The 11,693-nt window shown below is 57.8% G+C and carries 9 protein-coding genes; 2 read left to right on the forward strand and 7 right to left on the reverse strand.

What is annotated here, in order from left to right; translation table 11 throughout:
• From IOB61_RS10110 to IOB61_RS10120, 3 genes are all read right to left on the reverse strand, one after another.
• On the reverse strand, window positions 1-758 hold a 758-nt coding region (locus IOB61_RS10110), incomplete at its 3' end, for an acyl-CoA dehydrogenase family protein (RefSeq protein ID WP_290815920.1).
• 48 nt (window positions 759-806) lie between these two features.
• Window positions 807-1,316: a MaoC family dehydratase gene (locus tag IOB61_RS10115; RefSeq protein WP_290815922.1), complete on the reverse strand. Its 510-nt coding sequence runs from the start codon at window positions 1,314-1,316 to the stop codon at window positions 807-809.
• Window positions 1,317-1,330: 14 nt separating this feature from the next.
• The gene (locus tag IOB61_RS10120) at window positions 1,331-2,182 is read right to left on the reverse strand and encodes a CoA ester lyase (protein ID WP_290815924.1); all 852 of its coding nucleotides are present in this window, start codon (window positions 2,180-2,182) and stop codon (window positions 1,331-1,333) included.
• Between the two features lie 92 nt (window positions 2,183-2,274).
• Here IOB61_RS10120 and IOB61_RS10125 point away from each other — a divergent pair, with 92 nt between their 5' ends.
• Window positions 2,275-2,853 carry a hypothetical protein gene (locus tag IOB61_RS10125; RefSeq protein ID WP_290815927.1) on the forward strand — a complete coding sequence of 193 codons (579 nt, stop codon included), beginning with the start codon at window positions 2,275-2,277 and terminating at the stop codon, window positions 2,851-2,853.
• Between the two features lie 29 nt (window positions 2,854-2,882).
• On the opposite strand, the gene pheT is transcribed toward IOB61_RS10125, so the two are convergent.
• From pheT to IOB61_RS10145, 4 genes are all read right to left on the reverse strand, one after another.
• A complete protein-coding gene (gene pheT / locus IOB61_RS10130; protein ID WP_290815930.1) occupies window positions 2,883-5,270 on the reverse strand; it encodes a phenylalanine--tRNA ligase subunit beta in 2,388 nt (795 codons plus the stop codon).
• 30 nt (window positions 5,271-5,300) lie between these two features.
• Complete coding sequence (gene polA / locus IOB61_RS10135) at window positions 5,301-8,210, reverse strand: DNA polymerase I (protein WP_290815932.1); 2,910 nt, start codon at window positions 8,208-8,210, stop codon at window positions 5,301-5,303.
• 64 nt (window positions 8,211-8,274) lie between these two features.
• The gene (locus IOB61_RS10140; RefSeq protein WP_290815934.1) at window positions 8,275-9,822 is read right to left on the reverse strand and encodes an acyl-CoA carboxylase subunit beta; all 1,548 of its coding nucleotides are present in this window, start codon (window positions 9,820-9,822) and stop codon (window positions 8,275-8,277) included.
• Between the two features lie 46 nt (window positions 9,823-9,868).
• A complete protein-coding gene (locus IOB61_RS10145) occupies window positions 9,869-10,666 on the reverse strand; it encodes a tyrosine-protein phosphatase (RefSeq protein ID WP_290815937.1) in 798 nt (265 codons plus the stop codon).
• 9 nt (window positions 10,667-10,675) lie between these two features.
• On the opposite strand from IOB61_RS10145, the gene IOB61_RS10150 reads away from it, so the two are divergent.
• A complete protein-coding gene (locus IOB61_RS10150; RefSeq protein ID WP_290815940.1) occupies window positions 10,676-11,437 on the forward strand; it encodes an alpha/beta fold hydrolase in 762 nt (253 codons plus the stop codon).
• Window positions 11,438-11,693: the final 256 nt, after the last annotated feature.

An 11,693-nucleotide genomic window follows, 5' to 3' on the forward strand; every position in this document is an offset into this window, starting at 1 on the left:
CCGCCTGTGGCCATGATGAAGCCCTTACCCTCTTCACCGCCAACCAAGCTCTTCTTCGCGTCGACTTCATAATCTTCAAAAATGAACTCGCCAGAATCAATGCCCTTATAGCCGAGCTTTTCGAGCTTCTTGCCATTCTTCACGCCTTTGAGCGGGACCTTGGTTTCGGGATCAATCTTTGGCACGATCAGCATGCTCATGCCCTTATAACGGGGTTGAGCATCGGGATCGGTCTTGACCAGCAAGGCCACGCAATGGCCTTCAATGGCGTTGGAGATCCACGTCTTCGTGCCATTGACGATATATTTGTCGCCTTGGCGGCGCGCGACGGTGCGGATGCCTTGCAAGTCTGTCCCGGCATCTGGCTCTGTCAGGCCCAGACCGCCGCGCATTTCGCCGGTGGCAAACTTAGGCAGCCAATATTCCTTTTGATAATCGGTACCAAAGCGCTGAACCACAGTTGCCATCATCAAGTGCGAATTGAAGATACCCGTCAGGCTCATCCATTCTTGCGAGATCATGGTGACGATCTTGGAATAAGTGGTCGCCGACAGACCCAAGCCGCCATAATCGGGATGGATGATCGCGCCAAACAGCCCAAGCTCTGCCATGTCTTGGACAAGCTCGGCTGGCCATTCATTGTCATGCTCCAGCTTCATCGCCACGGGGGCGACTTTTTTCTCGATCCATTTCTGGATCGCGTCCAGCATCTGGCGCTCATCGGCTTCGCTGATATGTCCAAAGTTTCCGTCTGCCATGATTATGGTCTCCTTTGCAGGCAGCGCCTGACGTCATCCACATTTCGATCAGTAATTGCCCACCTTGTCCTCGACGGCATGGCCGCGGGCGGGGATCAGCATGTTGCGTTTGAAGGTGCACACCATGACGCCATCTTGGTTGAAGCCCTTGGTGACGATGGTCACAATGCCTTGTCCGGGGCGCGAGGCGCTTTCGCGCTTGGCCAGCACTTCGCTCTCCGAATAAAGCGTGTCGCCAGCAAAGACGGGTGCGGTGAACTTCACTTCGTCCATGCCCAGATTAGCAATGGCCTTTTGGCTGGTGTCGGTCACGCTCATGCCAATGCACAGCGCCAGCGTATAGGGCGATACAACGAGGTTCTTTTTGAACTCACTGGCCGCGGCAAACTGGGCATCAAAATGCATGGGATGGGTGTTCATGGTCATCAGGGTGAACATGTGATTGTCATATTCGGTGATGGTTTTCCCCGGGCGGTGCTCATAGACATCGCCGACCACAAAGTCCTCGAAATAACGACCAAAGGTCTCGCGGTAGCGCTGGGGGCCAACTTCTTTCACGTTTCGAACCATGGTTAGAACTCAATTCCTGCTTTGGACAAAATACGCTCAGCGCGCAGATAAACGGGGATGTCGAGGAGTTTTCCATCGAGCAAAATGGCGCGGCTATCTTGGGACTTGCCCGCTTCAATCACGCGCTTGGCCCAGTCCAGCTCCGCCTCAGAGGGGGAGAAGACTTCATTGACGATGGCAACTTGGCTGGGGTGGATACAGGCCTTGCCGTCAAAACCCAATGCCTTCACGCGCACGCATTCCGCACGCAAGCCCGCTTCGTCCTTCACGTTCAAATAGGGCACATCCATCAAGCTTCCGTTGATAACGCGTGCTTCTGTGGCCAGTGTTGATCGGGCATGAAACAGCGCTTCCCAGTCCATTCCGGTGCCAATGGCGAGCGAATAGTCCGCACCCCCAAACAACACCCCACCGGTCGAGCCGCACATTCCTGCGATATCGGCGGCATGTTTCAGGCCTACAACCGATTCAACCACAGCCCATAGCGCGACCTGCTTCCGGGCTTGCCCGCGCAGATCGAGCAAGTGGCGCAAATTCGCAAGGTCAGAGCCCAAAGCGGCCTTCGGCACCATCAAAAAGTCGGGCCGCGCGGTCGTCTCGCTAAAGGCGATGATGTCTTTAAGGCCATCCAATGTGTCGAGGCCATTCATCCGCACGCCAATCGCACAGGCTGGATAGGCTTCTGCATTGGCTTCTAGCCAAGCAATCACCCCGGCACGGGCAGCGGCCTTATCTTGTGGCGGCACGGCGTCTTCAAGGTCGATACAAATGGAATCGGCACCCGCCGCCAGCGCCTTTTCAAAACGGTCTGGCCGGGAACCCGGAACAAAGAGGAGTGAGCGAAACGTTTTCATTTGTCCGGACATTTAACCTGATATAAGCTGACGTCAATTCGAAACCGCGCCGCGGCATGACTTTGTGCGGGCCAGCAGGGGGAGTTCAAACAATGGGTCGACAGGTAAAATTTGGTTTGGCTGGTGTTTTACTGGCTCTGTCGGCATTTTCGGCGGCTCCCGCACTCGGCCAATCTGGCACCACGGCCCCAGCCGCCGAAGCGCCCTATGCAGGCTCTTATTACAAGCGGCAACTCTATGTCGTTACCGACATGGAACGGGCCTTGACTTTATGGCGCGATGTTTTGGGCCTTCAGGCTGGCGCGATTACCACGTCTGGACCGAACTCTTATTCGCGCGAAGTGTTTAATATTCCCGCCGAAGCCCAAATGCGCTTTTGCACCTTAAGCGCCGGGCCGACACAGGTGCGCACCATGGCCTTGTTGGAGGTCAAAGGTGTGCCGCTACCGGCCAAAACAGGTATTCGCACGACTGGTGCCGTCATTAATGCCAATGGCCGTTTGGCAGAGATTATCAGCAAGGCCAAGGCGATGGGCCTGACCGTGTTTGGACCGCGAGTCCTCGCTTCGGTTGGTCAGGGCGACGGGACCGAGCAAGGCTTCCTCGACTGGGATGGCAATGTGATCGTGCTGTATGAATATCCCAAGTCCGACCCGCCTAGCGTCCGCTAGTGGGTATTGCCCGGATCGGAACGATGAAATTAGCGCAGCCGTGCACCTAATTTTGCGGCGGCTGCGATAATCTTTGTGCTGACGGCTTCGATCTCTGCATCGGTCAGGGTGCGATCACGCGGTTGCAGACTGACTTGCAGCGCGAGCGAGACTTCCCCCTCCGCCACACCTTGACCTTGATAGCGGTCAAACAGACTAACATCTGAAATCAGAGCCTTATCAACTTGGGCGACAGCGCGGATCAAATCCCCTGCCGGCAGATCAGCTTTGGCGAGGAAGGCAAAGTCGCGCGTCAATGGCATGAAGGCGGAAGCATCCAGCTTGGCCTTGGTCTTGCCAGCCTTCACTTTGGCGGGTGGTAAGGCGTCTAAGAACAGCTCAAACCCATAGACCGGGCCATCAACACCCAATTCCTTGAGGACGCGGGGGTGAAGCTCGCCAAACTCGGCCAGAATTGTCTTAGGCCCCAGCTTAAACGTGCCCGAGCGGCCGGGATGCCACCACGCCCGTGCGCCCTGAACCGTTTGCATGCCGCCAGTCGATGCGCCCATGGCATCCAACATGGCCAAGACATCGGCCTTTACTGTAAAGACGTCTGGCTTCTCGGTCCCACTCCAGTGACGAATGGCCCCGCGCGTAACGCCCGCAATAACCATCTCCTGATCTTTTGGCCCGTCGCCCTTATAGATCGGGCCTGCTTCAAACAAAGCGAGGTCGCCAAAGCCGCGGTCGGCATTGCGTTGGGCCGCCAATAGTAGATGGATCAAAGCGCTGGGTCGCATGCAATCAAGGTCTGAGGCGATGGGGTTGGCCAGAACCAATGCCCCGCCGCCTTGGGCAGCGCCAAATAATTCACATGTCGCGCGGCTGGCAAAGCTCCAGGTCACCGCTTCCATCCAGCCGCGGGCAGCGAGGCTGCGACGGCCCAAACGAACCCGGTTTTGCGCCGCGGTCAGCAAGGGCTCTTTCCGGCCTTTGCGCTCTGGCAATTTCGCAGTGGGCAGACGGTCAAACCCTGCGATGCGCGCAATATCTTCTACCAGATCGGCAGCCCCTGCGACATCGCGTCGCCAACTGGGCACGCCAACTTTGCGGGTCCCCGCCCCGGTCACTTCCGGCAAAAAGCCCAAAGCGGTCAGGATGGTGTCAATTTCCCCATCGCTGAGGTCTAAGCCCGTCAAGCGATGCACTTCCTTGGTCGCAAATGGCACGGCTTCTGGGGCCGCAGGAACTTCCCCGGCAATAATGACATCTGAGGCAGTGCCGCCGCAGAGCTCCAGGATCATTGCGGTGGCAAGCTCTAGCCCATCCACCATGAAACCGGAATCGACACCCCGCTCAAAGCGGTATTTGGCGTCGGATTGGATGCCCAGGGCGCGCGCGGTTTGAGCGATGGTCAGAGGCGCGAACAAAGCACTTTCGACAAAGACATCGACGGTCTCTTCAGAGCAACCCGACGACACGCCGCCCATGATCCCCCCTAAGCCGAGCGGGCCAGAGGCGTCGGCAATCACGCACATGGCGGGGGTCAATTCATAGCTCTTGCCATCCAGCGCCACAAAGCTTTCGCCAGTTTTGCCCAAGCGCGCCACGATCCCACCGGTCAGCTTAGCCGCATCATAGACGTGAAGCGGGCGGGCACGGTCGTAAGAGATGAAATTAGTGATATCGACCAGAATATTGATCGGGCGCAGGCCAATGGCGCGCAAGCGATCGGCCAACCATTTCGGGCTGGGCCCGTTTTTCACACCCTTAATCAAGCGGCCCGCGAAAGCAGGGCATGCCTCAGGCGCGTCAATCGTCACGGTGACCGGACAGGGGAAGCTGCCAGCCACTGGCTTAACTGAATGATCTTTCAGTTGGCCAAGGCCGGCTGCGGCCAATTCCCGCGCGATACCTACAACGCCTAGCCAATCCGGGCGGTTCGGCGTCACCTCAAAGTCGATCACCGCGTCAGCAAGGCCTAAAGCCGCAGCTGCGGGCGTGCCAACGGCCAGAGCATCATCAAGCTCAAGGATGCCATCACTCTCTTCGGCGGTTTCAAGCTCAGCCGCCGAACACAACATGCCGTTGGAGACCACACCACGCACCGCACGCGGCTCTAAGGTAATACCGCTACCGGGAATATAGGTGCCCAAAGGCGCATAAATTGTCGTCAGGCCGGGCCGTGCATTGGGTGCGCCGCAGACAATTTCCTTCATCCCCTCAAAGGTTTCCACTTGGCACACTTGCAAGCGGTCCGCATTGGGGTGGCGCTCAGCCGAGACGATCTTCGCGACTGAAAAAGCTTTCAGTTTGTCAGCTGGATCTTCCCAATGCTCCACCTCTAGGCCCGCCATCGTCATGGCGTCCAACACAGCAGACAAAGGGGCGTCGGTGGCCAAATGATCCTGCAGCCAAGACAAGGTGAATTTCATCGGTACAAATCCCTGCGGGAGCTAATCGGTTTAGTGGGCCTCAGCCCAATTCAATGCGGCGCGTGCCTCTACCACCAAAGGCACAGACAAGGCCACCGCCGGAAGGGCAGCCTTCTCCATCACCTCAGCAACCAGAGCACATGTCGCATCCGCTTGGCTTGAAGGCGCTTCAAATACAAGCTCGTCATGCACTTGCAGCAACATTCGGGCCTGCAAGCCCGCTTTTTTCAGGGCTTTTGGCAAGCGGATCATGGCGCGTTTGATGATATCGGCGGCGGCCCCTTGCAGAGGAGCGTTGATCGCTTGGCGTTCGGCGAAAGCCTGTTCGGCTTGGCTTTTGGCATTTATGCCCGGCACCCAGCAGCGGCGACCAAAAATGGTTTCGACATAGGTCTTTTCCCGCGCCATCGCCTTCATCTGGTCCATATAGGCCTGTATGCCGGGGAAGCGCTGCTTATAGGTTGCGATATAATCGCGTGCCTCACCTTGTGGGATCGACAATTGACGCGCGAGACCAAAGGCGGAAATGCCATAAATGATACCGAAATTGATCGCCTTGGCTTTGCGGCGGATCATCGGGTCCATGCCTTCCAGCGGCACGCCAAACATTTCTGAGGCCGTCATGGCGTGAATGTCATAGCCCTCGATAAAGGCCTTCTTCAGCTGGGGAATGTCGCCAACATGGGCAAGGAGGCGCAGCTCAATCTGGCTATAGTCGGCTGAGATCAGAACATGGTCAGGCTCTGCCACAAAGGCGCGACGGATGCGGCGGCCCTCTTCGGTCCGAATGGGGATGTTTTGCAAATTGGGATCGGTTGAGGACAGCCGCCCCGTCGCCGCACCCACCATATTGTAGGAAGTATGGACCCGGCCTGTGGTGGGATCGATCGCGTCTTTCAGATTGTCTGTATACGTACTTTTCAGCTTGGCCAAGGTCCGCCAATCCACCAAAGTCCGCGGTAATTCATGGCCTTGAGCCGCCAGATCTTCCAGCGCATCAGCGCCAGTGGCCCATTGCCCTGTTGCCGTCTTCTTGCCGCCGGGCAAAGCCATTTTGCCAAACAAAATGTCTCCCAATTGCTTCGGGCTGCCCAAATTGAATACCTCACCGGCTTGCTCATGGGCTTGGGCTTCAAGGCCAATCATGCGTTGGGCAAAATCAAGCGAAAGACGCGACAGCTCGGCCACATCCACTTTCACGCCGGCCTGCTCCATCCCCGCAATCACCGGCACCAAAGGCCGCTCCAGCGTTTCATAGACAGTGGTTGAACGCTCTTGCACCAAGCGCGGTTTTAAAATGTGCCACAGGCGTAAGGTCACGTCCGCATCTTCGGCAGCATAGGCGGTGGCGCGGTCGAGCGGCACTTGGTCAAAGCTGATCTGAGACTTGCCCGTGCCGCAAACATCTTTGAAGGCGATGGGCTGGTGCGCCAAAAGGCGGAGCGACAAATCATCCATGCCATGGGAATTGCGCCCGGCATCTAAGGCAAAGCTCATCAGCATGGTGTCGTCAATCGGGCTGATGGCAATGCCATGCTGGGCCATGACCGAGACATCATATTTCAGATTCTGGCCGATCTTTAAAATCGCATCATCTTCCAAAATGGGCTTCAGGCGGGCCAAAACATCGGACAGCTCTAATTGGCCGGGCAGTTTCGCGACCGTATCTTGCCCGCCACCAAACAGGTCGCCCGTCACCCCCACATCGCCCGCCCCGCGATGACCAACCGGGATATAGCAGGCAATGCCAGGCTCAACCGCCAGCGAAAGACCGACCAAACCCCCACTGACGCTGTTGAGGGAGGCGGTCTCGGTATCAAAGGCGACATAGCCTTGGCTCTGAATACGGGCAATCCAATCATCGAGGCGGGCAAGGCTGGAAATGGTTTCATAGGCCTTGGTGTCGATCGGCGCAAAGACCGCCTGCGGGATCACCGCTTGGCCTGCGGGCGTACCATCCGTGCTCGGCATCGTCGTTGGCGCAGGCGAGGCAAAACCAGCAGGCGCTGTATCGCCGTGCTCAGCCTTATCGGCAACATAGCCATCCCGGCGCAGCCCAGCCTCCACCCGGCCCGTTAAGGTCCGCAATTCCATCTTGCGCAAAAAGTCGAGCAAAATGGCTGGATCTGGCTCGCGCACGCCAAAATGTTCCAGATGTTCCAATACCGGCACATCATCCATCAAAGTGACGAGGCGCTTCGAGATTTCAATCTGTTCGCGGAATTGGATCAGGGTCTCGCGGCGCTTGGGCTGCTTGATCTCATGGGCCCGGTCCAGAAGCGTTTCCAGATTGCCATAAATGCCCAATAATTCTGCGGCCGTCTTCACGCCAATCCCGGGCGCACCGGGCACATTATCGGTGCTGTCCCCGGCCAAGGATTGCACATCAATCACTTGCGCAGGCGCGACACCAAATTTCTCCATCACCGCCTCAGGCCCCATGGGGCGATCCTTCATCGGATCATAGAGAAAAATTTTGTCGGTAATCAGCTGCATCAAATCCTTATCCGACGACAGGATACGGACTTTGGCACCTTTTTCTGCGGCCTGCTTGGCATAGGTGGCGATCAAATCATCGGCCTCATAGCCGGGCAATTCAATCGAAGGCAGACCAAAGGCTCGTGTGGCTTCCCGGATCATCGGAAATTGCGGAACCAGATCTTCGGGGGCAGGCGGCCGATTAGCTTTGTACGCGGGGTAGATATCGTTGCGAAAGGTCGGGCCAGACGCATCAAAGATCACCGCCAAATGGGTTGGCTGGTCGCCATCCTTCTCATCGGCCAACAGTTTGAAGATCATGTTGCAAAAGCCCGACACCGCCCCAATCGGCGCGCCATCGCTCTTACGCGTCAAAGGCGGCAGGCCATGGAAGGCGCGGAAAATATAACCAGAGCCGTCAACAAGGGTGACGCGGGAATCGGGACCTACAGGATGTGTCATCTTCTGATCTTAGGCCAGCGGCTTGCCACTTCCAATCCCAAACTCTCTCATCCACACATTTGTCTCAGGGCCGCATCGCGGTGCTGACTGGCCCGGTTTGCAAGACGCGGCGGGCAAGCCCTGCCCATTCACACAGAAGCGGGCGGGTATCGCGCGGGTCGATAATTTCTTCGGCATAGAAGCTTTCCGCGGTTCGGAATGGGCTGCGCAAGCCTTCCATCCAGGCCTTGATCTCGGCCAAGCGGGCGGCGGGGTCTGGATGGGCCTCTAGCTCACGCCGGAAAGCAGCCTCTACCCCGCCATCCATGGGCAAGCTGCCCCAGTCACCCGATGGCCAACAGAAGCGGGCCTTGGCGCGCGAGGGGTTGAACATGGCAGAGCCTGCCAGCCCATAGGCTTTACGCATCACGACCGCACAAAAGGGCACGCGCGCTTGATAAATGGCGCTCATCGCCCGAATGCCAGCGCGGGTCACGCCCGCCTGCTCATGCTTGCGCCCCACCGCAAAGCCCGGACAGTCGACGAAATGAACGATGGGCAAATGAAACGTATTGGCGAGGTCAACAAAGCGCTCAATCTTGCGGGCGGCATCTGCCGTCCACGCCCCATCCAACACATAGGGGTCGCCTGCCATAATGGCGACGGGCCAGCCGTCAATCCGGGCAAGGCCTGTGATAATCGACCGCCCCCAAGCTTTGCCCATCTCGAAGAAAGTGCCGGCATCGACACAAGCCTCAACAATCTTGCGGCTCTTATAGGGCGTTACGCGGTCGCGCGGCACGATGGAGAGAAGAAATTCCTCTTTGCGATCCGTCGGGTCCAGACTGGGAGCCCGGGCCGGTAAATCATCAACCGAGCCCGGCAAATAAGACAGGAAGCGCCGCGCATAGGCCATGGCCTCGGCTTCGCTATCGACCGCTTCATCCACCACGCCATTGCGGGCCTGTATTTCCCAACCGCCTAAGCCTTCCTTGTCAATGTCCTCGCCAATGGCCCGCGCGACAGGTGGGCCTGCCACAAAGACCTGGCTGAGGCCCTTGACCATCACCGAATAATGGCTCGCCGCCACCCGGCCTGCACCCAGTCCCGCGCACGGGCCTAGGGCGAGAGACACAACTGGAATCTGGCCCATATTGGCAACGACAACTTCCCAGCCCGGCGTCTCTGGAATATAGGTGCGGGGGTCCTTCTCCAGCATTTTCACACTGCCGCCGCCGCCCGTCCCATCGACCATGCGGATCAGCGGCATGCGATATTCACCCGCAAACTTTTCCGCCTGCACCATTTTTTGCCAGATGGCCGCATCTGCCGCCCCGCCACGGACGGTGAAGTCATCGGCGATCACACCAACCGGGCGTCCATCAATCCGTCCACGGCCGGTCACCATATTGGACGGCAAATAGCTTTTGAGCGAGCCGTCTGGATGATACTCCGCCACGCCTGCAATCTTGCCGATCTCGTGGAAACTGCCGGGGTCTAACAGGGCATCTACCCGGGCTCGGGCGGTCGACTTGCCTTGCGCCAATTGACGCGCAACGCGCTCTTCCCCGCCCATTTGTTCAGCCAGTGCCTCGCGGGCACGCAAGTGTTCGATCTCAGGTTTCCAGCTCATAGCCAGACTGTAACCACACTTTTCACGCGTGCAATCAACCAACCCATCAGCGTGTCAGCAAATAATCCGCCAAAGCCCGCTTTTTGGCGGCATCCACCCCTAAGCGTTCGAGATATCCATCCAACCCGCCATCGCGCCGCCCCATCTCGGCCCAGGCTTCGGCCAAGAAGTCCTGATGGACGCCAACCATGGGCATAAGGGCCTCTGGGTCGATTTGCTTTTCAAACTGTTCGCCCATCATTCTGGCATAATTCGCCAATAGATTGGGGTCATGGGCGACATGATTGGTCAACAGATAATCGTGCTCAATCCGCTCTAAATCGACCCCCAAGGCATAGAGGATCAAGCCGCACAAAATGCCCGTTCGGTCTTTGCCCGCCGCACAATGAATAACAACCGGGCCTTTCCCTTCCGCCAAACGGTCAAAGGTCTCACCAAACAGGCTCAGATGCTGGGGCTCCCAGGGGATGCGGCGATAGGAGGACAGCATATGATCGTGGGTGGCCTGTTGCGTCAAATCGGTGTCGCGGATGAATTGCAGATGCGGCGGCAAAGTCAGCCCATCCCCATCGCCTAGATTGGACCCGAGAATCTCAACGGGAAGTCCATCTAATTGGCTTGGCTGTTGTTGGCGCTCATGACCACGGCGCAAATCAACCACGACTTTGATCCCGGTCTCGCGAAACCTTTCCCGGCCTGCATCGGTCACTTGCGCATAATTGGCAGAGCGGAAGAGCTTTCCTGCTTGCACTGTCTGGCCGGATTGGGTTGGATAGGTACCAAAGTCGCGAAAATTGCGAACGCCTTCGACGAAAATGAATGGGGGCGGCAGAGGTGAGGTCATCAAACGGACATGGACTACAGAACCGCGCGCTTCAAGACGTTTGACGGCTTAAATCTAGCTTGGACTGAGACGGGTTCGCCCAATGGTCGACCCACACTTGTTTTGCATGGCTTTTTGGCTAGTGCGCATTTGAACTGGATCGAGCCGGGCCTCGCCGCCGCGATGGCGACAACGGGGCGCCGCATCCTTCTTCCGGACTTACGCGGCCACGGCCAATCCGATGCGCCGACGGACCCAGCCGCCTATCCCAAGGACGCGCTCCCCAAAGATCAAGAAGTGCTGTTGGCCCAATTGGGGATCACAGATTTTGATCTCGTCGGCTATTCCTTAGGCGCACGCACGGCGGTGCGCCTCCTTGCACGCGGCCATACCGGCCCAACCAAGGTCTTTCTGGGCGGCATGGGAGAAGCGGGCATCACGACCGTCGGTACACGGAAGGATTATTTTGAGGACGGCATCCGCAATGGGGCCAATGCCCAAGATCCGCGTGCCGGCGCCTTTATTCAAAACATCCTTAAACAACGCGGCATGAGCCCGGAGGCAGCCTTGGGCGTCCTTTCCACGCAAGTATCCACATCGGTAGAGCAATTGGCCAAGATCAAAACGCCGGTGCTGGTGGTCAATGGCGATCAGGATCGTGACAACGGCGACCCGGTCGCTTTGGCAGCCGCACTCGGCAATGGCAGCTACAAATTAGTCCCCGGCAATCACTTAAGCGCCGTCGCCGAACCCGCCTTCCGCGATGCCCTCGTGGCTTTTCTGCGCACCTAAACGGCGCAGCCGCGGTGGGATTTGGTGCTGCAGAGTGATTAAGTGGGATATCATCCCGAACGGGACAGCCAAGTCCCAGATTTTGCGCCGCAAACGCGGTGAAGCCCCATGGGGTCCCCGCTCTCCACTTCGTTCCGGCGGGGATGACATTGTTTTGGATAGTTTTTATTTGGAAGCGGTTTGGTGATCCTTCCGGCCCACCAAACCGCAAACGAAATTGTTTCTGCGACCTCTGGGTAGTCAAGTGTCCGTTTTC

The sequence above is a fragment of the Aquidulcibacter sp. genome (assembly GCF_020253525.1).
Lineage (GTDB): Bacteria > Pseudomonadota > Alphaproteobacteria > Caulobacterales > Aquidulcibacteraceae > Aquidulcibacter.